Genomic DNA, 23,630 nt, shown 5'->3' with positions numbered 1-23,630 from the left:
CCCCGTCGGGGGGGGCCGCCGCCCGGCCGGGGGGGGGGCGCCGGCCCGGCTCAGCGCCGGACGGTGGTCCGGCGCGACGGCTGCCGCTGCGGCGGGACGCGGGGCGTCCGCGGGGGCAGCGGGGCCGCCGGGCCGACGAGCAGCGGCTGGGTGCTGGGCTTGCTCGGGGAGACGGCGAAGGCCAGTGAGCCGAAGAACACGTAGCAGCCGAGCCCGACCCCGAGCGGGAAGATGAACTGCAGCGCCATCACCCCGCCCTGGGTCGACTGCGAGGCGTCGAGGCGGACCGAGAGCGCCGCCATGCCGGTGTAGTGCATCGCGCAGACCGCGACTCCCATCACCGGCGCCGCCGCCAGCACCGCGAGGGTGCCGCGGATGTTCAGCGCGGCCCAGAGCGCGGCCGTGGCGGCGAACACCGCGATGCCGATCGAGAGCCCGACCGTCACGTGGTCGTAGCCGAGCCGGCCGGGCAGCACCATCGCGGCCATGCCCAGGTAGTGCATCGCGGCGACCCCGAGTCCGGTGGTCAGCCCGCCGACCAGCAGGGACAGCACCGGGTGGCGCCGCCAGTACCCGACGGTGAACAGTCCGATGCCGACCACCGCGACGGCGACCAGCAGGCTGAGCACGGTGAGCCCCGGCTGGTAGGTGATCTCGGCGCCGGTGACGGAGAAGCCGAGCATCGCGATGAAGTGCATGGACCAGATGCCGGCGCCGAGCGAGGTCGAGGCGAAGAGCAGCCAGACGGCCCGGCTGCGGCCCGTGGAGACCAGTGCCCAGCGGGCGCTGCGCAGGGCGACGAAGGCACCGAGGCAGGCCACGAAGTACGAGACCGCCGGTGTCACCCAGCCGTGGTCGGCATGATGGATCTCACCCAATTGAGCTCCCTGGACGAGGGGTTGAGGGCGCCAGGGTTCGGGCGGAGGCGGTCGGCGGGGTACCGGGGAACGGGTGGGACGCGCGCGGACGGGCACGGAGGGGGCTCCGCCGAGGGGAGACCTGGCGTGGTGATGCCCCTGACAACCCCGGAGAGTAGCCACTGACCGGTGGTCGCACAAGGTTCGCGATTTTCGTGAAGTCCCAGGTCAGGAAGGGCCTTTACGCGGCCTGCAAGATCTCGGCACCAAGCCCTGACATCGCCTGCGCACGGTCTCCGGGCGCCTTGGGGCGCTTTGGTGCGTTACTCCAGCGGGGCCAGCCCGAACGGGTGCCCGGCTGGGTCGATCAGCACCTTGAGCGTGCGGCCGTGCTGGTAGCTCGGCTCGGTGGCGCCGAGCGCGAGGGCCTTCGCGGTGGACTCCTCCAGGTCGTCCACGTAGAAGTCCAGGTGGAAGTGCTTGCTGCCGTCCGGTTCGGTCCACGGCTCCGGCCGGTAGCCCGTCACCCGGCCGAAGCCCAGCGGGCTGCCGCCCTCCGGGTTGTCCAGGATCGCGAAGTGCTCGTCCACGTGACGGGTCTCCCAGCCGAGCAGCTCGCCGTAGAACGAGGCCAGCGCGACCGGGTCGGCGCAGTCGATGGTGACCATGGCGAGCCGGGCGAAGCCGGAGTCGTCCGGCACGGACTGTGCGGATTGCGCGGGTTGCTCGGAGGCGAGGTCGGACATGTCTGGTCGGCCCTTCCGGGAGGCGGGAACGATCACCCCTCACCAATATGGCACCCGGCCGATCCTCCGGCGCGGTGGGAACCCGTTTTTCCTTAGCGAGAGTAATGACGTAAGCTAAAGAGATGCCCGAGATGTCCGAGCAGGACCTCGCAGCGATCTCACAGCTGCGGTCGTCCACGATGCGCCTCTCCCGACGACTCAAACACCAACGGGTGGAGGAGTCGCTGAGTCCCACCGAGATGGGAGTGCTGGGCACCCTCGCCCGGTGCGGGAAGGCGACGCCGGGTGAGCTCGCCCGGAAGGAGCACGTGCAGCCTCCTTCGATGACCAGGATCGTCGCGATGCTGGAGGAGAAGGGGCTGGTGCGGCGCGAGCCGCACCCCGAGGACCGCCGCCAGGTGGTCGTCAGCAGCACCGAGCAGGCCGAGACGATCCTCGCGGAGAGTCGTCGGCGCCGAAACGTCTGGCTCGCCGAGCTCGCCCAGGGGCTCGACGACGAGGAATGGGCCGTCCTCAGGGAGGCCGCGCCCGTGCTCTACAAGCTCGCCCACCTGTAACTCGTACAGATCGAGGCACACCGACCCCGGCCGGCCGCCGGGAGGAGAAGGAGCCCGCATCACCGCAGGACCGACCATCATGACCAGGAGCGCGACGGCCCCCGCCAGGGCCGTCGCGCCGCGAGGGGAGACCACCGTGACACCGCCGGCCGCAGCCAGCGCCGCCGCCCGTACCGACGACCCGACCAACGACCCCGCCGCGGACCGCACCGCGGCCGCCGACGCCCAGGCCCCCGCCCCCAGCGGGCTGCCCGGCAGCGGCGACGACGACCCCGACGAACGCACCGCGGCGGACCCCGCCGCTCAGCGCCGGACCCACCCGGCCGCATCTCCCGCAGGAGCCCGCTTCACCAGGCCCGGGGGGATGTTCTCCTCCCTGCGCGTTCGCAACTACCGCTACTACTTCGCCGGCCAGGTGGTGTCCAACACCGGCACCTGGATGCAGCGGATCGCCCAGGACTGGCTGGTCCTGAGCCTCACCGGCAGCCCGCTCGCGGTCGGCATCACCACCGCCATGCAGTTCCTGCCGATGCTGCTGCTCGGCCTCTTCGGCGGCGTGCTCGCCGACCGGATGCCCAAGCGCCGGCTGCTGATCCACACCCAGGGCGCGATGGGCCTGCTCGCCGCCGGCCTGGCCGTACTGACCGTCGGCGGCGTGGTGACGCCGTACTACGTGTACGCGTTCGCCCTGCTGCTCGGCCTGGTCACCGTGGTCGACAACCCGACCCGGCAGGCCTTCGTGTCCGAGATGGTCGGCCCCAAGGACCTCGCCAACGCCGTCAGCCTGAACGCCGCCAACTTCCAGACCGCCCGGCTGGTCGGCCCCGCCGTCGCGGGCCTGCTGATCGCCGCGGTCGGCAGCGGCTGGGCGTTCGCCGTCAACGCGCTGTCCTTCGCCGCCGTGATCGGTGGACTGCTCGCGATGCGCGAGTCCGAACTGCGCCCCACCGAGCCGATCGCCCGCGAGAAGGGCCAGCTGCGCGAGGGCCTGCGCTACGTGAAGGAGCGGCCCGAGCTGCTCTGGCCGATGGTGCTGGCCGGCTTCATCGGCACCTTCGGCTTCAACTTCCCGACGCTGCTCTCCGGGTTCGCGTACGACACCTTCAAGGTCGGCGCCGGCCAGTACGGCCTGCTGAACACCGCGATGGCCGTCGGCTCGCTGGCCGGCGCGCTGCTCGCCGCCCGCCGGGGCGCGCCCCGGCTGCGCCGGCTGGTCGGCGCGGCACTGGCCTTCGGCACCCTGGAGGTGGTCGCGGCCTTCGCGCCCGACTACTGGACCTTCGCGCTGCTGCTGACGCTGATCGGGGTGTTCGGGCTGAGCTTCAACACCTCGGTCAACTCCATGCTGCAGCTGTCCACCGACCCCGAGATGCGCGGTCGGGTGATGGGCCTGCTGGTGCTGGTCTTCACCGGAGGCACGCCGATCGGCGCCCCGGTGGTCGGCTGGGTCACCGCCTCGTACGGGCCCCGGCTGGGCCTGCTGGCCTGCGGCGTGGTGTCCGCGCTGGCGGCCGGCGCGGTCGGCCTGGTGCTGGCCCGCAGCGCGGACCTGCGGGTGCGGTTCGACCTGCACCCCGGTCGCGGCGGGCGGGTGGTGGCCGTCGTGCCGCGGGCCGTCCCGGCGCGTACGTCGGAGCTGGCCGCGGCCTGCTGATGACGGGCTGATGGATTGGCCGATGGACCGTCAGGACGCCTCGGGGCTTGGCCTCGAAGCGTCCTGACGTTGCGTCAGAGTCGGATCTCCAGCAGCTGGCCGGGCCAGGTGCCGGTCGGCAGCTCGACCTCGAAGCCCGCGGTCTCGGTGAAGCCGAGCGCCCGGTACTGGCCGACCAGCTTGCGGTCGTCGCCCGCGTAGCAGTCCACCCGCAGCAGGTCGAGGCCGCGCCGACGGGTCTCCTCGACCGCGTCGGCGATCAGCGCCGCGCCGATGCCGGAGCCCTTGCGGCTGCGGTCGGTGACCAGCAGGCGGACGAACAGCTCGGGCTCCGCCGAGACCGGGACGAACTTCCCCCGCTGCTCGGCCAGCACGCAGCAGCCGATCGTCCGGCCCTCGTCGTCCACCGCGATGCGGACCAGGAACGGCTCCTCGGCGTACGAGGTGACCTGGTCGATCCGAGCCCGGTCGGTGCTGAACGGCCGGTCGCCCCACTGGCCGGTGCGCTTCCCGGCGGCCAGCCAGGAGACGGCGCCGTCGAGCAGGGACAGGATGTCGGGGACGTCCGAGGGACCCCCGTTGCGGATCTTCATGGACATCCGTTCTACCCGGAACGGCCGGGCGAGGGAAGCTTGGATCATGAGATTGTTCGTCGCTGTCCTGCCTCCCGTCGAGGCGCTCCAGGGGCTCTCCGACGCGGTCGCGCCGCTGCACGGGCTGCCCGGGGCGGACCGGCTGCGCTGGACCACCGTCGAGGGCTGGCACCTGACCCTGGCCTTCCTCGGCCAGGTGCCGGCCGAGCGGCTGCCGGAGCTGGAGGCCGCCCTGGCGGCCGTCGCCGAGGTGCACCCGGCCCACCCGCTGCGGATCGCCGGCGCCGGCCGGTTCGGCGACCGGGTGCTCTGGGCCGGGGTCGAGGGGCGGACCTGGGCGCTGCGCCGGCTCGCGGAGGCCGTGGCCGGGGCCACCGCGGAGTTCACCGGGGAGGCCGACGCCTTCGCCTTCCACCCGCACCTCACCCTGGCCCGGGCCGGCTCCTCGCGCGGACAGCGGCGGGCCGTGCAGCGGGTCGCGGCGGCCGAGCTGGAGGGGCTGGCGGCGGCGCTGGCGGACTACCGGGGGCCGGAGTGGGAGGCCGCCGAGCTGCACCTGATGAAGAGCGACCTGGCCGGGGGGTTCGCCCACTACGAGTCGCTGCGCTCCTGGGCGCTGGCCGACTGGGGCTGAGGGAGCCGACCGGGGCCGAGGGGGCCGACCGGGGCCGAGGGGTTCGGGGGTGGGGCCGAGGGGTTCGGGGTGGGCCAGGGTGAGGTGGGGGTGTGAGCCGCAGGTACGCTCGTTGACCGTGGATCCCAAGACTCGAATGCGCATCGTCTCCGGCACCCTGGTGCTGCTGCTGGTCGTCGTACTGATCAGCTCGCTGGTCGGCAAGTAGCCCGGGCGGCCCCAGAGCGGCTCGGGTGGCCCCGGAACGGCGAGAGGGCCACCGCCCGCAGGCGGTGGCCCTCAGCCGTGTCCTCGGAGGTCTCAGCCGGCCAGCTGCTCGACCACGTGGTCGATGCAGTGGGTGAGCGCCTCGACGTCCGCCGGGTCGATCGCCGGGAACATCGCGATGCGCAGCTGGTTGCGGCCCAGCTTGCGGTACGGCTCGGTGTCCACGATGCCGTTGGCACGCAGTGCCTTCGCGACCGCGGCGGCGTCCACCGACTCGTCGAAGTCGATGGTGCCGACCACCTGGGAGCGCTCGGCCGGGTTCGCCACGAACGGGTTCGCGTAGGAGGACTTCTCGGCCCAGGCGTACAGCCGGGACGAGGAATCGGCCGTACGGGCGACGGCCCAGTCCAGCCCGCCGTTGCCGTTGATCCACTCCAGCTGGTCGGCCAGCAGGAACAGGGTGGCGAGCGACGGGGTGTTGTACGTCTGGTCCTTCGACGAGTTGTCGATGGCCGTCGGCAGCGAGAAGAACGGCGGGACGTAACGGCCGGAGCCGGCGATCTCGGCGGCGCGCTCCAGGGCGGCCGGGGAGAAGGTGGCCAGCCACAGGCCGCCCTCGGAGGCGAAGGACTTCTGCGGGGCGAAGTAGTAGACGTCGGTCTCGGTGATGTCCACCGGCAGGCCGCCGGCGCCCGAGGTGGCGTCCACCAGCACCAGCGAGCCCTCGTCCGCGCCCACCGGACGCCTGATCGGCATCGCGACGCCGGTCGAGGTCTCGTTGTGGGTGAGGCCGTAGACGTCCACGCCGGCCTCGGCGACCGGCAGCGGGTGGGTGCCCGGGGCGGTCTTGATCACCGTCGGCTCGGCCAGCCACGGGGCGGCCTTGACCGAGGAGGCGAACTTCGAGGAGAACTCGCCGAAGTCCAGGTGCTGGGACTTCTCCCGCACCAGGCCGAAGGCGGCGATGTCCCAGAAGGCGGTGGAGCCGCCGTTGCCGAGGACGACTTCGTAGCCCTCCGGCAGCGAGAACAGGCTGCTCACGCCCTCGCGCACGCGCTTGACCAGGTTCTTCACCGGGGCCTGGCGGTGCGAGGTGCCGAGCAGGGAGGTCTGGGTGGCGGCGAGGGCACTCAGGGCCTCGGGGCGCACCTTGGACGGTCCGCAGCCGAAACGGCCGTCTGCGGGCTTGATGTCAGCGGGGATCTGGATCTGAGCCACGCGCGCAGCCTACCGGCGCGGGACTCGCCCGGGATACGGTCGTCCGCCCGCTGAGACTGTGATCTTCGCTGCCCGGGGACGCCGACAGCGGGCCCGGCCGGAGCCGGACCCGCTGGTCAGAGGCGTTCGAGCGGCCGCTCGGGCGCGGGGTCAGTGCGCGATGGCGTCCCAGCCCTCGATCTCCTCGGGGCGGCGCGGGCCGGGGCCGATGTAGCGCGCGGAGGGGCGCACGAGGCGACCGGTGCGCTTCTGCTCCAGGATGTGCGCCGACCAGCCGGCGGTGCGCGCACAGGTGAACATCGAGGTGAACATGTGCGCGGGGACCTCGGCGAAGTCCAGCATGATCGCGGCCCAGAACTCGACGTTGGTGGCCAGCACGCGGTCCGGACGGCGGTTGTGCAGCTCCTCCAGCGCGGCCTTCTCCAGCGCCTCGGCGACCTCGAAGCGCGGCGCGCCGAGCTCCTTGGCGGTGCGGCGCAGCACGCGGGCGCGCGGGTCCTCGGCGCGGTAGACGCGGTGGCCGAAGCCCATCAGGCGCTCGCCCTTGTCCAGTGCGTTCTTGACCCAGGTGGTCGCGTCACCGGTGCGCTCGATCTCCTCGATCATGCCGAGCACGCGGGACGGGGCCCCGCCGTGCAGCGGGCCGGACATCGCGCCGACCGCGCCGGAGAGCGCGGCCGCGACGTCGGCGCCGGTGGAGGCGATGACCCGGGCGGTGAAGGTGGAGGCGTTCATGCCGTGCTCGGCGGCCGAGGTCCAGTAGGCGTCGACGGCCTTGACGTGCTTCGGGTCCGGCTCGCCCCGCCAGCGGATCATGAAGCGCTCGACGACCGTCTCGGCCTTGTCGATCTCGCTCTGCGGGACCATCGGCAGGCCCTGGCCGCGGGCGGACTGGGCGACGTAGGACAGCGCCATCACGGCGGCCCGGGCGAGGTCGTCGCGGGCCTGCTCGGCGGAGATGTCCAGCAGCGGCTTGAGGCCCCAGACCGGGGCGAGCATGGCGAGCGCGGACTGGACGTCGACCCGGATGTCACCGGAGTGCACGGGGATCGGGAAGGGCTCGGCGGCCGGCAGGCCGGGGTTGAACTTGCCGTCCACCAGCAGGCCCCAGACGTGGCCGAAGGAGACGTGGCCGACCAGGTCGTCGATGTCGACACCGCGGTACCGCAGGGCGCCGCCCTCGCGGTCGGGTTCGGCGATCTCGCTCTCGAACGCGACGACTCCCTCAAGCCCGGGTACGAAATCGGACATGCGACGGCTCCTTCAGTTCTGCGATCGGTGCCCCGCCGTGGTGGGGCGGCGCTCCAGTGACCGAATCGTGGTTGGCACTCGGTGCCAGAGTGACAGGCACGGGGTGCATTGCGCCATACACCACCGCGGTGATGTTTCCCGTGGGACCACTTGACTTTCCCGTCGGGGGTCGGTCGTGCCCGGGGGACTCCCGGAACCAAACACCAGGTTCCGGACAATTCCCCGTACGGCGGGCAGTCCAGCGGTGGCGAGTCACCATATCTCCGACCGGGGTTCGTCGGAGGTAGCGGTGCCGGTTGCTTGTCGTACGGGATGATGTTGGCGTGCAGACCCCGGAACGCGCCCAGTCGACGCCCCTGAGCCCCGCCACCCGGACCCCGGCCGACGAGCCCCGCCGCGGTCCGGACCCCACCGTGATGCGCAAGCACTACGTCCACGAGGGCCTGGCCGAGGAGCAGCTCGCGCCCGAGCCGATCGGGCAGTTCGCCCGCTGGTTCCACGAGGCGGACGAGGCCGGGGTGGTGGAACCCAACGCCATGGTGCTCTCCACCGCCGACGAGCGGGGCCGCCCCAGCTCGCGCACCGTCCTGCTCAAGGGCTTCGACGCCCGCGGCTTCGTGTTCTTCACCAACTACGGCTCCCGCAAGGGCTCCGAGCTCGCCGCGAACCCGTACGCCGCACTGCTGTTCCCGTGGATCGCGCTGGGCCGCCAGGTGATCGTCCAGGGCCCGGTGGAGAAGGTCGGCCGGGACGAGACCGCCGCCTACTTCCGCACCCGGCCGCACGGTTCCCAACTCGGCGCCTGGGCCAGCGAACAGTCCAGCCCGGTCGAGAGCCGCGCCGTCCTCGAACAGCGCTACGCCGACCTGGAGCGGCGCTACCCCGAGGGCGAGGGCGTCCCCGTCCCGCCGTTCTGGGGCGGCTACCGGGTCGTCCCGGAGGCGGTCGAGTTCTGGCAGGGGCGCGAGAACCGGCTGCACGACCGCCTCCGCTACCTCGCCGACCCGGCCGGCCCCGGCGGCTGGCGGGTGGAGCGCCTCTGCCCGTGACGGCGGGGGGCCGGGCGGTCACGGCGGCGCCGTGCGTCCGGGTGGCGGGCCCGGGCGTGGCGGGCGGCCGGATCTGATGAACCGTCACCGTTTTGTGTAGAATGTGCGCGTCGTGGACCGGGGTCGAGGATTCCTCGGCCGCGGGCCCGCTCGTGCCTGTGTGATCGGGTCGTGCCTGCGTGCATCCTAGTGAGGGACTAAGGGACTGATGGGCGTCACCGGTGCGGAAACCGTCGCGGGCCTCGACTCCGACCTGGTCGACGTCGCCGCCCTGCCGCTCGACGAGCTCGACGCCCTGCCCGACACCGTCCTCGGCGACCTGCTGCGCAGGGTCGTGGCGGACGCCCTGACCCCCGGGGCCGAACCGCTCGCCGCGTTCCAGTCGGCGCTCGAACTCCGCTGACCCCGCCGCTGACCGCCGGTTAAACCCCCCGAGGCGGGCGAATTCACCAACTGGCCCACCCGCTGGTGCGGTTGACGACATGCTGGGTAAGAAACCAGCGCCGTCACAGCACCGTCAGGGTCGGGGGGAACAGGTGAGTGAACGGGAGCAGCAGCAGCGCCCGTACTTCTTCTTCAGCTACGCGCGTCGGGACTTCGAGGCGGGGGACGCCTTCGTCGACCAGTTCTTCAACGACCTGAGGGACGAACTCGGGCGCATCCTCGGACCGGCCGTCCAGGCCGACGAACTCGCCTTCCGGGACACCGAACGGCTCCGGCTGGGCGACGAATGGGCCGAGAAGCTCGCGCTGATGCTCGGCCGCAGCCGGACCATGGTCGCGCTCTACTCCCCGGCCTACTTCGCCAGCCTCTACTGCGGCAAGGAGTGGACGGCCTTCCGCGGCAGGGTCCGGCGCCACCACGAGGAGACCGCGGAACTGGTCTCGGCGCTGATCCCGGTGCTCTGGGAGCCGGTCGCGCCCGGGGACCTCGTCACCGAGGTCACCAGGATCCAGTGGGCCCAGCCGGACATGGGCGAGGCCTACGCCCGGCACGGCCTGCGCGCCCTGCTGCGCACCGCCCAGCAGGACGCCTACCGGCAGGTCGTCCGGGTCGTCGCCGGACGGGTCCGGGACGCCGCCGTCCGGCGGCTCGCCGAACTGCCCGAGTTCGACCTGGAGGCCGTCCGCGGCTACTTCCCCGGGCCGGCCGCGCCGCCGCCCGCCGCCGAACCCGGCATGGTCCGGCTGTTCATCGCGGCCGGCCGGGCCTCGGAGGCCGCCGCCGAGGGCGGCTCCCGCCCGGGCGGCTGGTACGGGGCCAGGCCGTGGAACTGGACGCCGTTCTACCCGCCCGCCCAGCCCTCGCTGGCCTCCCGCGCCCAGCAGGTGATCACCAACGCCGGGCACATCACCACGCTGGAGGAGGTCGGCGCCGGGCTCGGCGAGAAGCTCGACCAGGCCCGGGAGGACAGCCAGGTCAGCGTCCTGCTGGTGGACCCGTGGGCGGCCGAGAACGAGCGCTACCGGACCGCCCTGCGCGAGTACGACGACCAGAACCACCCGGTCACCGGCGTGGTCGTGCCGATCGGCGGCAGCGACCCGGACGGGGAGCGCGAACCGCCGTGGACCGGCGTGCGCGCCGTCTTCCGCCGCAACTGGTTGCGCCGGCGCGACCCGGAGCACTTGTTCCGGGTCAAAGTGAGCCGGGAGAGCTTCGACAGCGACCTCGCCATCATGGTGACGGTTGCCCAGAACAAGCTCATGGACGACAACTTGGATTGGGGGGACGATGGCGGCGACGCCTTCGGCTTCGGCCCGGGCGGCGGCCCGGACATGCCGGGCCTCGCCATTCCGGCCGGTCCGCCCGGCCCCTCCGGTCCGCCGCGGAGCCCGTCCGCGCGCCGGGAACCCGAACCGCCACCGAAGGACCTGCCCGGCCAGCGCCCGGGCAGCCACGACGGCTCAGTCCCGCTGAGGGGAGACGGACGATGAGCATCGAGCCCGGCACGGAGCCCGGACGCGGCGGACCGGGATCGGTCGTCACGTTCTACTCCTTCAAGGGCGGCACCGGCCGGACCATGGCGCTCGCCAACGTCGGCTGGATCCTCGCCAGCCGGGGCCTGCGCGTCCTGGTGGTCGACTGGGATTTGGAGGCGCCCGGCCTCCACCGCTACTACCACCCGCTGCTGGTCGACCCCGAACTCCACTCCACCGACGGCCTGATCGACCTGTTGCGCGGATACGTCAGGCAGGCGCTGCCCTCCGCCGCCGGCCCCACCGGCCAGTCCCCGGCCGCCTGGCTGGACGAACCCGGGCGGCTGGACGGCTACATCTGCGGCCTCGCCCTCGACCTGCCGGCCGGCGGGCGGCTCGACTTCCTCCCGGCCGGCCGCCAGAACGCCGCCTACGCGGCCGCCGTCACCAGCTTCAACTGGCGCAGCTTCTACCACGGCCGGGACATCCGCGGCGGCGAGTTCCTGCGCGAACTGCGCGAACGCTGGGCCCGCAACTACGACTACGTGCTCATCGACAGCCGCACCGGGGTCAGCGACACCTCCGGCATCTGCACCGTCCTGATGCCCGACACCGTGGTCGACTGCTTCACGTTCAGCGCCCAGAACATCCGCGGCGGCGTCGACGCGGCCAAGGCCATCGCCGAGGCCGAGGAACGGGCCATCCGGGTCCTGCCGGTGCCGATGCGGGTCGAGGACGCCGAACAGGAACGCCTCGAAGCCGGCCGGGACTTCGCCCGCGAGGCCTTCGCCCCCTACCTCGGCCGCTGGCTGCCCGGCGACCGCCGGGCCGCCTACTGGGCCGACGTCGAGGTGCCGTACAAGCCCTTCTACGCCTACGAGGAGGTGCCCGCCACCGTCGCCGACCGGCCGCAGGAGGCGCGCAGCCTGCTCAACGCCTTCGAGCGGCTGGCCGAGTGGATCACCGACGGGCGGGTCCGCTCGCTGCGCCCGCTCGGCTCCGAGGCGCGCCGCCGACTGTACGGCGCCTACCTGCGCTCCGCCCGGGCGGTGCCCCGCCAGGTCTACGTCAGCTACGCGCCCGAGGACCGGATGTGGGCCGAATGGGCGGCCGGCACCCTCACCCGCTTCGGCTACCAGACCTCCCTGCACAACGCCGCCGAACCGTACACCGGCCAGCGGCCGCCGGAGGTCGCCGGACCGCTCGACGGCCAGGGCCGGCTGCTCGCGCTGCTCTCGCCCGAGTACACCGCGCTGCCCCGGGCCGGTGAGGTCTGGCAGCTCCTCCAAGGGCGTGAACTGCCCTCCGGCACCTCGGCGTTGGTCGCCCTGCGGCTGCAGGACTCGGACGAGCCGGTGCCCCGGCCGTTCATCGGCCAGGCGGTGCCCGACCTGGTCCGCTCCTCGGCGACCGGCGCCGAGGCCCAGCTGTACGGAGAACTCGGCCCGCCGCCCGGCAGCAACCGCCAGTTCGACTCCGACAGCGGCGAGTTCCTCGCCCCCGCCCGCTTCCCCGGCACCGCCCCGCAGGTCCAGGACGCGCCCTCGCGCAACGCCGCCTTCATCGGCCGCGGCAAGCTGCTCGAACTGCTCCGCAACCGCTTCACCGGCGGCCCCGCCGCCGTCCTCAGCCAGGTGCTCTACGGCTTCGGCGGCGCCGGAAAGTCCCAGATCGCGGCCGAGTACGCGCACCGCTTCAAGTCCGCCTACGACGTCATCTGGTGGGTGCCCGCCGAGGAGCCCGCCAACATCCCGCAGAAGCTCGCCGAACTCGCCCCCCGGCTCGGCGTGCCCACCAGCGACGACGTCGCCCACACCGCCGCCGCCGTCCTGGACGCGCTGCGCCGCGGCCACCCGTACCGCCGCTGGCTGCTGGTCTTCGACAACGCCGGCACCCCCGAGGAACTGGCCCCCTGGCAGCCCGGCGGCTCCTCCGGCGGGCACGTGCTGATCACCTCGCGCAACCAGGGCTGGGCCCGGCACGCCGGCCTGGTCGAGGTCGACGTCTTCCTGCGCGAGGAGAGCATCCGGCTGCTGCGCCGCTTCAACGGCGGCCTCTCCCCGGAGGACGCCGACCAGGTCGCGCACCGCCTCGGCGACCTCCCGCTCGCCGTCGGCCAGGCCGCCGTCTGGCTCCAGGAGACGTCGATGCCGATCGCCACCTACCTCGAACTGCTCGACGACGAGCTCACCGAGATGCTCGAACGCACCCGGCTGCGCCCCGCCGAGTACCCCCACTCCGCCGCCGCGACCTGGCGCATCTCGGTCGAGGAACTGCGCCGGATGAACGCCCCGGCCGCCCAGATACTGGAGCTCTGCGCCTTCTTCGGGCCCGACGCCATCCCGATGCGGCTGCTCTACAGCCGGGCCGTCACCCGCGCCCTGCGGCTGTCCCCGCGCGCGCCGCGGGACAAGCTCGCCATCGGCGAGTTCCTGCGCGCCATCAACCGGTTCGGGCTGGCCCGCACCGACCAGGGCAGCGAGACCATCACCGTCCACCGGCTGGTCCAGGCCGTGCTCCGGGACCAGGTCGAGGAGGAGCGGCAGGCCGAACTGCGCGGCGTCGTGCACGCGGCCCTGGCCACCGCCAACCCCGGCGACCCGGACATCCCCGCCAACTGGGCCGAGTACGCCGAACTCCTGCCCCACCTCTGGCCGTCCGGCGCCGTCGACAGCGGCGACGAGGACGTCCGGCAGTGGATCATCGACTCGGTCCGCTACCAGTGGAAGCGCAGCCTGCACGAGTCCGGCCGGGAACTCGCCGAACGGGCCCTGGAGCACTGGCGCGCGGACGGCTACGGCGGCGCCGGCTTCGACATCGACAACGACGCCCAGACGCTCATGCTGCGCACCCAGCTGAGCAACATCCGCCGCTCCCAGGGAGCCCTCCAGGAGGCCTACGAGATGGACCGGGACATCCTGGAGCGGTTCACCGCGACCCTGGGCCCGGAGCACTCCCACACCCTCGCCGTCGCCAGCAGCCTCGGCGCCGACCTGCGCTTCCTCGGCCGCTACGACGAGGCCAGGGCGCTCGACCGCAGGACCCTGGACGCGGCCCGGCGCACCCTCGGTCCGGACCACCCGCGTACCCTGATGATCACCAACAACCTGGCCGTCTCCGACTACCTGGCCGGGGACCGCTACGCCGCCCTGGAGCGGCACCGCAGCAACTACCTCCAGCAGCGCGACGCCCTCGGCGCGCACAGCCTCTACGCCCTCTCCTCCGCCTCCAACTACGCCCGCGACCTGCGCGAGACCGGGCGGCTGCGGGAAGCGCTGGACCTGCTGGAGGAGACCGTGCGGATCTACCAGCAGACCATCGGCGACAGCCACACCGACACCCTGCGGGCCCGCAAGAACCTCGCCGTCGCGCTGCGCCGGGCCGGGCGCTACCACGAGGCGCTGGAGATCGACGAGGACATCTACCAGCGCTACCTGGACATCAACGGCCCCGAACACCCGGACACCCTGGCGGCCGCCACCAACCTGGCCAGCGACCTCAACGCGCTCGGCGACACCGAGCGGGCGATCCCGCTGGCCGAACGGGCCCTCGCGCGGTACCGCGACTACCTGGGCGAGAATCACCCGGTCACGCTGGCCGGCGCCAACAACCTCTCGGTCTACCTGCGGCTGGCCGGCCGGGCCGCGGAGGCCCGGGAGCTGTCCGGGCGCACGCTGGCGCAGTTCCGGACCGTCCTCGGCCCGGACCACCTGTACATCCCGATCGCGATGATGAACCACGCGAACGACCTGGCGCTGGCCGGCGAGATCCGGGCCGCGCTCGCCCTGGAACAGGAGGCGGAGCCGCTGATGACCAGGGCGCTCGGTCCGGACCACTACGACTCGATCGGCATCAACTCCAACCTCTCGCTGTCCCTGGCGGCGGTCGGGGAGAGCGAGCGGGCCGCCGAACTGCGGGCCGACTGCATCCGGCGGGCCCGGATCACGCTGGGGGAGGAGCACCCGACCACCGTCGCCGTGAAGGCCGGCACCAGGCTCGACTCGGACGTGGAGCCCCCGCACGTGTGACGGGCGATCAGGAGATGCCGCCGGGCGGTGCTAGGTTCACGCGCATGGTGCCGTTCCGGCAGTTCCTGCTGAAGATCCACAGCCGCTGCAACCTCGCCTGCGACTACTGCTACGTGTACGAGGGCGCCGACCAGAGCTGGCGCGACCGGCCGCGGCGGATGGAGCTCGCCACCGTCCGCCGCACCGCCCGGAGGATCGCCGAGCACGCGGCCGAACAGGGGCTCGACGAGGTCTCCGTGGTGCTGCACGGCGGCGAGCCGCTGCTCGTCGGCGCGGCTCACCTGGACGCCCTGCTCGCCGAGTTGACCCGGATCGCCGAGGCCGGGCCGCGCGTGCGGTTCAGCCTGCAGACCAACGGGCTGCGGCTGCTGGACGAGCCCGCGCTGCTCGACGTGCTGCACCGCCACCGGGTCGGCGTGGCCGTCTCGCTGGACGGCACCCGGGCCGACCACGACCGGCACCGCCGGCTGCCCTCCGGCGCCGGCAGCTGGGAACGGACCGCGGCCGCGGTCCGGCTGCTCGGCTCCGGGCCGCACCGGGAGCTGTTCGCCGGCTTGCTGTGCGTCGTCGACCTGGCCGCCGACCCGGTCGCCACCTACGAGGCGCTGCTGGAGTTCGCCCCGCCCAGGCTCGACCTGCTGCTGCCGCACGCCACCTGGCAGAGCGGGCCGCCGGGCGTCCACCGCGGCCTCCCGACCGGGCCGCCCGGCCCCACCGACCCGGCGCCGTACGGGGAATGGCTGATCGCCGCCTTCGACCGCTGGTACGACGCGCCGCACCGGGAGACCGGAGTACGGCTGTTCGAGGAGCTGTCCGTCCTGCTGCTCGGCGGGCGGGCCGCCAGCGAGGCGGTCGGGCTGGCACCCGTCGACCTGGTGGTGGTCGAGGCGGACGGCACCGTCGAGCAGGCCGACAGCCTCAAGGCGGCCTACGACGGAGCCGCCGGGACGGGCCTGGACGTGTGGCGGCACGGCTTCGCCCGGGCGGCCGCCCACCCGGCCTTCCGGGCCCGTCAGCGGGGCCTCGCCGGGCTCGGGCCGGAGTGCGCGGCCTGCCCGCTGGTGCGGGTCTGCGGCGGAGGGCTCTACGCCCACCGCTACGCCGGGGACGGGTTCGCGCACCCCTCGGTGTACTGCGCCGACCTGGACCGGCTGATCCGGCACATCGCGGGGCGGCTGCGGGCCGGGGTGGCGGAGCTGGCCGGGGCCGGACAGCGGCGGTAGCGGGGCGGTCGGCGAGGGGCGTGCTCACCCGTCCGGGTCATGCACGGGCCCGGACCGGCTGAGTCGGCGTCGCGCGGGGAAACTGCGGGCGGACCGGGCGGCGCGCCCGGCGATCCAGGAGACCTCACGAGAGGACGGACCGGTGACGGGTACGGGCGAGGCGGTGGCGGCCGGGGTGCCGGGCGCACGCGCGAAGCAGGGGAGCGGCGCGGCCGGAAGCGGTGCGGCCGGGCTGCCGCGGCACGGCCTGGACCGGGCGACCTTCCGGGCGATCGCGGCCGCCCGGGGCGGGCCGGAGGCCGTCCGGCTGCTGCGCGCCGGCCAGTTGAGCAAGCGGGCGCTGCTGCTGCTGGCACTGCGCCGGACGGCGCCGCAGGACGAGGGCTACCGGGAGGCCTACCGCGCGGTGTGCGAACTCCAGCGGGCCGACCGGGCGCGCTGGGAAGAGGTGCTGCTGCGACCGGAGTTGGACGCCTGGGCGGCGGACTGCCTGCGTGCTCTCTCGCTGGACCAGGCGGCGCCGCTGGACGGGCTGGGCGAGTTCCTGCGGGCCGGGGCCGGGCCGGCGCTCGACCTGGAGTGCGAGGGGCTGCGCTGGGCGCCGGTGATCGACCACCTCGGGCCGCGCCGGGTGGACTACGGACGCCCTTCCACCGGTCCGCTGTCGGCAGCCGAACTGAGCCGGTGGGAGGAGCAGTTGGCGACGGCCTGGGAGATCCTGGTGCGCCGGCACCGCCGGCACGCGGAGGCCGTGGCGGCCTGCGTCGCCGTGGTGGTGCCGTTGCGGCCGGCCCCCGGCGGGGAGGCGTTCAGTGCCGCGGCCCGACGGGCGTACGGGGCGGTGGCGGCCTCGCGGCCGGCCGAGCCGGTCCTGCTCGCGCTGGCCCTGGTGCACGAGTTCCTGCACGTCCAACTCGGCGCCCTGCTGGACCTCGTACCGCTCCACCTGCCCAATGGCCCGGCGGTCTACCACGCCCCCTGGCGGCCCGATCGGCGCCCAGCCGGCGCGCTGCTCCAGGGGACGTACGCGCACCTGGGGGTGGCCTCGTTCTGGGCGGCCGAGGCCGCCGCCGGGGTGAGTGAACCGGTCCGCGCGGAACGGGAGTTCACCTGCTGGCGGACGCACACCCTGACGGCGGCCCGGACCCTGCTGGAGTGCGGCGAACTCACCCCGAGCGGAAGGGAGTTCACCGAGGAGCTGGCGCGTTCCGTCCGTGAGCTGGGGCTCTGAGGCGCGGTACTCGGGACGGGTTCGGCCGGCCGGGCGACGGTGCGGCGGCGCCCGGGAACGCCGGCGGGGGCGCCGCCCGTACCCCCGGCGCGCATCCGTACGGAGGCGGGCCGGGAGGCTCGAACGCCTGCTCCGGTCAACGCGCTTCGGCGCGCGCGATGGCGAATCGCGCGACCGCTGAACGGGTGAATTCTCGGGCTTCCGCGCGCCGTGGTACGGCGTCGGCTGGTTGGGCAGACCAACTTGGGGAGGCAAGGTGCCGCGCGGAGACCGCGCGGGCACTACATTGGTCGCAACCGGGTGACCTACCCGGACTCGGCAGGTCCTAACCGCGCCTAAGGAAACGAATATGACTCCGGTAACCAGCACCAGGCCGGCCCGTAACCTCACTGACTCTCAGGAGGCGCCGGAACGCCCGTCCCTCGCCGAGCTCGCCGCCCTGGGTGCGGAGGAACTCGCCGCCCGGCTGCAGCGCGCCCTCCCCGGCGCGGAATCCGGCCTCGTGCCGGTCGCGGCCTTCAACTCCTCGATCTGACCCGCGCCGGAACCCCGAAACGGACCCCAGGCCGAGCTGAACCCGCCACACCCATGACGACGCGAATTCCGGTGCCACTGACGCAATTCGTGGTCAAGATGCACAGCCGGTGCGATCTCGCCTGCGACCACTGCTACGTCTACGAGCACGCGGACAGCAGCTGGCGCTCCCGCCCCAAGGTGATCGGGGAGGGGATCCTGGCCAAGGCCGCCGAGCGGATCGGTGAGCACGCGGTCGCCCACCGGTTGTCCGCCGTCCGGGTCGTCCTGCACGGGGGAGAACCCCTGCTCGCCGGCCCGGACCGGTTGCGCCGCGCGGCCGAAGCGCTCCGGGCGGCGCTCCCGCCCGGCTGTGCCCTCGACCTGCGCATCCACACCAACGGTGTGCTGCTCAGCCGCGCGTTCTGCGAGCTGTTCGCGGAGCTGGACCTCAGGGTCGGCATCTCGCTGGACGGCGACAGGGCCGCCAACGACCGGCACCGGCGCTTCGCCGACGGGCGGAGCAGTCATCCACAGGTGCTGCGGGCGGTCGGGCTGCTGAACGAGCCCGAGTTCCGGCACCTGTTCGCCGGGCTGCTGTGCACCATCGACATCGAGAACGACCCGGTGGCCGTGTACCGGGCGCTGGTCGAACTGCGCCCCCCCGCCGTGGACTTCCTGCTTCCGCACGCGACCTGGGAGGACCCGCCGAAGCGGCTCCCGGGCGGCCCGGAGGACCCGTACGCGGACTGGCTGCTGGTCGTCCACAGGCTGTGGGAAACGGACGCGCGGCCGTTCGCCGTGCGCACCTTCGAATCCGTGCACCGGACGGTGCGCGGGCTGTCCAGCCTCACCGAGTCGCTCGGGCTGGAGCCCTCGGACCTCGCCGTGCTGGAGACGGACGGGACCTTCGAGCAGGCGGACAGCCTCAAGACCGCGTACGACGGGGCGCCCGTCACCGGCATGAACGTTTTCGCGCACAGCCTCGACGACCTCGCCCGCCACCCCGGCATCGCCGCCCGCCAGTCCGGCCTGGCCGGACTGAGCGCGACCTGCCGGGCCTGCCCGGTGGTCCGCGCCTGCGGCGGCGGACTGTACGCCCACCGCTACCGGGCCGACAATGGCTTCGACAACCCCTCCGTCTACTGCGGTGACCTCATGACGCTCATCAACGGCATTGCGGGCAGCGGAGGTTCGGCCTCCGCCCCGGCCCCCGTGCCCGCCCAGGCCGCCCGCCCGCTGCTGCCGACCGCGCTCACCCCGGCCCAACTCGACGAGTTGTCACGGGGATACGGCGGCGCCGACACCGTCGCCGCCCTCGGCGCCGCCCAACTCTCCCTCACCCGGGCGATGCTGGCCGCCGCCTGGGACGCCTCCGGGCAGGGCCGGGCGGCCGCCTGGGAGCTGCTGTCGGAGCTCGACGGGGCGGCGCCGGAGGCCGTGGACGCGGTGCTGACCCACCCGTACGCCCGGGCCTGGGCCGCGCGGCGGCTCGCCGGGGACCTCACGGTCGGCCTCGGCCCGATGGCGGCCCTGGCCGCCGCGGCCGCGGTGCGGGCCGGGCGCGGGGACGCCGTCACGGTGCCCGCCCGGGGCGGCCGGCTGTACCTGCCGACGCTGGGGCGGATCGCGCTGCCGGACGGCGAGGCGGTGGTCACCGGGCACGCCGACGGCTTCGAGGTGCGGGCCGCCGACGGGACGGTGTTCAGGGAACTGGACGACCCGCTGCGACGGGTCCGGCTGGCCGGCGGCTGGACGGTCGCCCTGGAGGACCTCGACCCGCTGCGCGACAGCCACGACCACCCGGTGGCCGACCGGCTGCCCGAGGCCGAACTGCTCGGCTGGACGGGCGCGTTGCGCGAGTGCTGGGAGCTGCTCGGGCGCGACCTGCCCGACTACGCGGAGGGCATCCGGGCCGGGCTGACGACGATCACCCCGCTGCGGCCCGGCCCGGCCGGACGCGACGTCAGCTCGGCGGCGCGCCAGGCGTACGGCGCGGTCGGCATCGCCCGGCCCGCGACCGCGCCCACGCTGGCGCTGCTGCTCGCCCACGAGTTCCAGCACGTGAAGCTCGGCGCGGTGCTGGACCTGTACGACCTGTACGACCGGGCCGACGACCGGCTGTACTTCGCCCCCTGGCGGCCCGACCCGCGCCCACTGGAGGGCCTGCTCCAGGGCACCTACGCCCACCTCGCGGTCACCGAGTACTGGGGCACCCGGACCGCCGCGTACGACGGCTTGGCCGGGGAGGCCGCCGACCGGGCGCGGGCACAGTTCGCGCTCTGGCGGCGGTACACCGCCGAGGCCGTCGAGCGGCTGGCCGGATCCGGGGCGCTGACCGGGCTGGGGGCCCGGTTCGCGGCCGGGATGGGGGAGAGCGTCGCGCCGTGGCTCGCCGTACCGCTGCCCGCGGCGGCGGAACGGGACGCGGAGCGGGCGCGGGAGGAGCGGAGTCGGCTCCGTTTCGTCGAGGCCTGAAACGAAGGGGTGTCGGATGATCACCACCGTTGAGCTGGCCGAGCGCTTCGCCCGGCTGGGGGTGCGGCCGGGCACGGTGCTGCACGTCCAGGCGTCGCTGCGGACCCTCGGGCCGGTCCAGGGCGGGGCGGCCGGGGTGGTTGACGCCCTGCTCGAAGTCCTGGGCGCGGAAGGGACGTTGGTGGCCTTCACCAGCACCCCCGAGAACTCCTCGACCTCACGGATCCACCAGGCCGCGATCGCCGGGCTGACCCCGGCCGAGATCGCGGAGCACCGGGCCCGGATGCCGCGCTTCGACCCGGCCACCACCCCGGCCTCCCCGACCCTGGGCGCGCTCTCCGAAGCCGTCCGCACCCGGCCCGGCGCCCTGCGCAGCAGCCACCCGCAGACCTCCTGGGCGGCCCTGGGCCCCCGGGCGGAGGAGATCACCTCCCGGCACCCGCTCACCTCCCACCTCGGCCCCGACTCCCCGCTCGGCCGGCTGTACGAGCTGGACGCCCGGGTGCTGATGCTCGGCGTCGACATGGCCCGGTTCACCGCCTTCCACCTCGCCGACCTGCGCCAGCCCGACGTACGGATCCGCGAGTACGGCTGCGTCACGGCGGACGGCTGGACCAGCTTCCGGGCCCCCGACCTGGACGACCTGCACTTCGCCGACCTCGGCGCGGAGGTGCTCGCCGCGGCCGAGGGCGTCACCACCGGCCGGATCGGCGACGCGGACTGCCGGCTCGTCCCGGTCCGGGAGGCGGTCGACCTGGCCGACGGGCTGCTTCGGGCCCGGGCCGAGGGCTGAGCCCGCTGGGGTTGAGCCCTCCGGGGTTGAGCCCCTTCGCAACAGCCACGGATAGCGTTCACCCTCAGTCCATTGCAATGGATGGGCTGAGGGTCGTTGCATTCCCGGCAGAATCGTTGCAATGATTTATGGCCGTTGAGCTGCATTGATTGGCCTGCTGCGCGGTTTGGTTGTTGCCGGAGCCAAGAACGCAACGTAGCGTTTCCTTCATCAGAAAGCGGCGGGCCACCGGGCTCGCACCGCGGAGAAGAAGGAGAGCACGATGCAGAAGTTCGCCACCCCCACCCCGGTCTCGGCCGTCCTGGACATCCCCGCCGGCCGCATCCGGCTCATCGCCGCCGACCGGGCCGACACCGTGGTCGAGGTCCGGCCCGCCGACGCCGGCAAGAGCCGCGACGTGAAGGCCGCCGAGCGGGTCGAGGTCGGCTACGCCGACGGCGTGCTGCGGGTCGAGACCCCGGAGGCCGAGAACCGCCTCCTCGGCAACTCCGGCTCGGTCGAGGTCACCGTCCAACTGCCCGCCGGCTCCCGGGTCGACGCGACGGCCGCGCTGGCCGAGTTCCGGGGTGTCGGCCGCCTCGGCGACGTCGCCATCGAGGCCGCGCAGGGCACCGTCAAGCTCGACGAGACCGCCGGCGCCCGCCTCGACCTCCAGGCCGGGGACATCGCCGTCGGCCGGCTCGGCGGCCCCGCCGAGATCCGCACCCGGAAGGGCGACCTGCGGATCACCGAGGCCGTGCAGGGTGCCGTCACCCTGCGGACCGAGTACGGGCAGATCGAGGTCGGCGCCGCCCGCGGGGTCTCCGCCGCCCTCGACGCGGGCACCGCCCACGGCCGGATCCACAACGCGCTGCGGAACGCCGGCACTCCCGGCCTCACCATCCACGCCACCACCGCCTACGGCGACATCACCGCCCGCAGTCTCTGATCCGCCGATCCGCACTCCTACCGGAAGCAGGAACCACCATGAGCAGCACCATCGAGCAGGACCGCCCCGAACTCCAGAAGGCCGCCCAGGACTTCGTCGACGTCGGCTTCGCGGGCGTCCAGCTGCGGGTCCGCGACGAACGCGGCGAGTGGACCGGCAGCGCCGGGGTGCACGAACTCGGCGGGAGCGCGAAGCCCGCCACGGACGGGCAGTTCTGGATCGGCAGCACCACCAAGACCTTCGTCGCCGCCCTGGTGCTGCACCTGGTCGCCGACGGCCTGATCGAACTGGACGCCCCCGTCGCCGAGCACCTGCCCCGCTTCGGCGGCCTCGACGGGCGGATCACCGTACGGATGCTGCTCCAGCACACCAGCGGCGTCCACAACTGCACCGGCGAGCTGGACGAGAAGGGGGAGTTCGTGCCCGGGCTGCCGTCCATCGGCAAGGCGTGGGTCGACAACCGCTTCCACGACTACCGGCCCGACGAGCTGGTCGAGTTCGCGCTGACGAAGCCGGCCCGCTTCGAACCGGGCGCGGACCAGAGCTACTCCAACACCAACTACACGCTGGCCGTCCTGCTGGTCGAGGCGCTCACCGGGCACTCGTATGCCGAGGAGATGCAGCGGCGGATCCTGCGGCCGCTCGGCCTGGGCGACACCCTGGTGCCGGGCAGCCTCTCCGAGCTCCCCGGCCCGCACGCCCACGGCTACTACCGCTACCAGGACGGCGAGGAGTGGAAGGTGGTCGACGTCTCCCGGCAGAACCTCTCGCTGCTGTGCGGCTCCGGGGACATGATCTCCACCACCCGCGACCTCCAGGTGTTCTTCGCCGCCCTGCTCGGCGGTCGGCTCCTGCCGGGCGAACTGCTGGAGCAGATGCGGACCCCGCACGGGATGCTCGGTTACGGACTCGGCCTGTTCGTCCAGGAGTTGGGCCCGGAGAACGGCGACATCACCATCGTCCACCACAACGGCGGCGCCCCCGGCGGCTACGGCGCCCTGATGATCGCCACCCCGGACGGCGCCAGGGTCCTCACCGCGGGCCTCACCACCGGCGACTCGGATGCCGACCCGGCCCAGACCTTCCCGCCCGCGCTGGACCGGCTGATCAAGGCGGTCTTCTGCTGACCCGGCCGCGGTCGCCCGTCCAGGTTTGCTACCAGCGGGTAGGTGCGATCGGGAGGCTTGACCTCAAGCCGACTTCACCTCCTAGCGTCGGTCCTGCCGAAGTGACCGACAGCAAGGGGAGGGGCCCGGCCGTGGAGTACTCGCACAGCGACGCCGAATTGATCAAGCAGCCCATCGGCTACTGGAGTTGGGCCGCGTACAAGGCCGTGGTCAGCCGCACCCGCGGCGCTCTGGCCGAGCTCGGCACCACCCAGCCGCAGTGGTGGGTGCTCGCCCAGCTAGCCCGGGCCGAGGGGCCGAGGACCCGCGAGGACGTCTCCGCCGTGCTGCGTGACTACCTCGACACCGGGCGGGACGCTCTCGACGCCGAGATCGATGCGACGGTCGAGCGCGGCTGGGTCGCCGAGTCGGCCGGAGGCCCGCTCGTACTGACCTCCGAAGGCCGGGAGTTCTTCGACCGGGCGGCCGCCCTCCAGGGCGAGCTGTGGGCCGAGCGCCATGCGGGCATCTCCGACGAGGAGTACCTGACCACGCTGAAAGTCCTGCAGCGGTTCGTCCACAACACCGGCGGGCAGGCCTGGCACCACTGAGCACCCGGAGCCCGGCTGTCCGACCCCGTTCCTAGGA

At 73.4% G+C, this 23,630-nt stretch carries 20 protein-coding genes; 15 read left to right on the top strand and 5 right to left on the bottom strand.

Annotated features, from left to right (window positions below; translation table 11 throughout):
• Positions 1-50: 50 nt before the first annotated feature.
• Both AB0F71_RS27570 and AB0F71_RS27565 read right to left on the bottom strand, forming a co-directional pair.
• Positions 51-878 (bottom strand): MHYT domain-containing protein, encoded by an 828-nt coding sequence (locus AB0F71_RS27570; protein ID WP_360239306.1) that lies wholly within the window; start codon positions 876-878, stop codon positions 51-53.
• A gap of 302 nt (positions 879-1,180) precedes the next feature.
• Positions 1,181-1,603: a VOC family protein gene (locus AB0F71_RS27565; protein ID WP_360239303.1), complete on the bottom strand. Its 423-nt coding sequence runs from the start codon at positions 1,601-1,603 to the stop codon at positions 1,181-1,183.
• A gap of 122 nt (positions 1,604-1,725) precedes the next feature.
• Between AB0F71_RS27565 and AB0F71_RS27560 the strand changes: the two genes are divergently transcribed.
• Both AB0F71_RS27560 and AB0F71_RS27555 read left to right on the top strand, forming a co-directional pair.
• On the top strand, positions 1,726-2,160 hold the full coding sequence (locus AB0F71_RS27560) for a MarR family transcriptional regulator (protein ID WP_360239300.1): 435 nt from the start codon (positions 1,726-1,728) through the stop codon (positions 2,158-2,160).
• A gap of 364 nt (positions 2,161-2,524) precedes the next feature.
• Positions 2,525-3,814, top strand: a complete 1,290-nt coding sequence (locus AB0F71_RS27555; RefSeq protein ID WP_360239395.1) for an MFS transporter — start codon at positions 2,525-2,527, stop codon at positions 3,812-3,814.
• 74 nt (positions 3,815-3,888) lie between these two features.
• On the opposite strand, the gene AB0F71_RS27550 is transcribed toward AB0F71_RS27555, so the two are convergent.
• Positions 3,889-4,407: a GNAT family N-acetyltransferase gene (locus AB0F71_RS27550; protein ID WP_360239297.1), complete on the bottom strand. Its 519-nt coding sequence runs from the start codon at positions 4,405-4,407 to the stop codon at positions 3,889-3,891.
• Positions 4,408-4,453: 46 nt separating this feature from the next.
• Here AB0F71_RS27550 and thpR point away from each other — a divergent pair, with 46 nt between their 5' ends.
• Complete coding sequence (thpR, locus tag AB0F71_RS27545; RefSeq protein ID WP_360239294.1) at positions 4,454-5,041, top strand: RNA 2',3'-cyclic phosphodiesterase; 588 nt, start codon at positions 4,454-4,456, stop codon at positions 5,039-5,041.
• A gap of 300 nt (positions 5,042-5,341) precedes the next feature.
• On the opposite strand, the gene serC is transcribed toward thpR, so the two are convergent.
• Together serC and AB0F71_RS27535 are read right to left on the bottom strand one after the other, a co-directional pair.
• Complete coding sequence (gene serC, locus AB0F71_RS27540; protein ID WP_360239291.1) at positions 5,342-6,466, bottom strand: phosphoserine transaminase; 1,125 nt, start codon at positions 6,464-6,466, stop codon at positions 5,342-5,344.
• 150 nt (positions 6,467-6,616) lie between these two features.
• Complete coding sequence (locus AB0F71_RS27535) at positions 6,617-7,717, bottom strand: citrate synthase 2 (protein WP_360239288.1); 1,101 nt, start codon at positions 7,715-7,717, stop codon at positions 6,617-6,619.
• A 416-nt stretch (positions 7,718-8,133) separates the two neighbouring features.
• Between AB0F71_RS27535 and pdxH the strand changes: the two genes are divergently transcribed.
• The 12 genes from pdxH to AB0F71_RS27475 all read left to right on the top strand — a co-directional run bounded on the left by pdxH (position 8,134) and on the right by AB0F71_RS27475 (position 23,593).
• Positions 8,134-8,766 carry a pyridoxamine 5'-phosphate oxidase gene (pdxH, locus tag AB0F71_RS27530; protein WP_360239392.1) on the top strand — a complete coding sequence of 211 codons (633 nt, stop codon included), beginning with the start codon at positions 8,134-8,136 and terminating at the stop codon, positions 8,764-8,766.
• Positions 8,767-8,974: 208 nt separating this feature from the next.
• A complete protein-coding gene (fxsA, locus tag AB0F71_RS27525; protein WP_350504982.1) occupies positions 8,975-9,169 on the top strand; it encodes an FxSxx-COOH cyclophane-containing RiPP peptide in 195 nt (64 codons plus the stop codon).
• 133 nt (positions 9,170-9,302) lie between these two features.
• Positions 9,303-10,700, top strand: coding sequence for a TIR-like protein FxsC (locus tag AB0F71_RS27520; RefSeq protein ID WP_360239285.1), 1,398 nt, complete (start codon positions 9,303-9,305; stop codon positions 10,698-10,700).
• Positions 10,697-14,710: an FxSxx-COOH system tetratricopeptide repeat protein gene (gene fxsT, locus AB0F71_RS27515; RefSeq protein ID WP_360239282.1), complete on the top strand. Its 4,014-nt coding sequence runs from the start codon at positions 10,697-10,699 to the stop codon at positions 14,708-14,710. The genes AB0F71_RS27520 and fxsT overlap by 4 nt, the downstream gene beginning before the upstream one ends.
• Positions 14,711-14,754: 44 nt before the next feature.
• On the top strand, positions 14,755-15,933 hold the full coding sequence (locus AB0F71_RS27510; RefSeq protein ID WP_360239279.1) for an FxsB family cyclophane-forming radical SAM/SPASM peptide maturase: 1,179 nt from the start codon (positions 14,755-14,757) through the stop codon (positions 15,931-15,933).
• Positions 15,934-16,075: 142 nt separating this feature from the next.
• Positions 16,076-17,164, top strand: a complete 1,089-nt coding sequence (locus tag AB0F71_RS27505; protein WP_360239276.1) for an HEXXH motif-containing putative peptide modification protein — start codon at positions 16,076-16,078, stop codon at positions 17,162-17,164.
• Positions 17,165-17,513: 349 nt separating this feature from the next.
• Positions 17,514-17,699: a hypothetical protein gene (locus AB0F71_RS27500; RefSeq protein ID WP_360239273.1), complete on the top strand. Its 186-nt coding sequence runs from the start codon at positions 17,514-17,516 to the stop codon at positions 17,697-17,699.
• 53 nt (positions 17,700-17,752) lie between these two features.
• Positions 17,753-20,155 carry an FxsB family cyclophane-forming radical SAM/SPASM peptide maturase gene (locus AB0F71_RS27495; protein ID WP_360239270.1) on the top strand — a complete coding sequence of 801 codons (2,403 nt, stop codon included), beginning with the start codon at positions 17,753-17,755 and terminating at the stop codon, positions 20,153-20,155.
• Positions 20,156-20,171: 16 nt separating this feature from the next.
• Entirely contained in the window at positions 20,172-20,948 is a 777-nt protein-coding gene (locus AB0F71_RS27490; RefSeq protein WP_360239267.1) for an AAC(3) family N-acetyltransferase, read from the top strand.
• A 262-nt stretch (positions 20,949-21,210) separates the two neighbouring features.
• Entirely contained in the window at positions 21,211-21,876 is a 666-nt protein-coding gene (locus tag AB0F71_RS27485) for a DUF4097 family beta strand repeat-containing protein (RefSeq protein WP_360239264.1), read from the top strand.
• A 38-nt stretch (positions 21,877-21,914) separates the two neighbouring features.
• Positions 21,915-23,003, top strand: coding sequence for a serine hydrolase domain-containing protein (locus AB0F71_RS27480; protein ID WP_360239261.1), 1,089 nt, complete (start codon positions 21,915-21,917; stop codon positions 23,001-23,003).
• 131 nt (positions 23,004-23,134) lie between these two features.
• Positions 23,135-23,593, top strand: coding sequence for a MarR family winged helix-turn-helix transcriptional regulator (locus tag AB0F71_RS27475; protein WP_360239389.1), 459 nt, complete (start codon positions 23,135-23,137; stop codon positions 23,591-23,593).
• Positions 23,594-23,630: the final 37 nt, after the last annotated feature.

Origin of the sequence: Kitasatospora sp. NPDC028055, from assembly GCF_040637885.1 — a bacterium.
Taxonomy (GTDB): Bacteria; Actinomycetota; Actinomycetes; order Streptomycetales; family Streptomycetaceae; genus Kitasatospora.
Note: the sequence above shows the minus strand (reverse complement) of the source record. Positions and strands in the feature narration are given on the sequence as shown.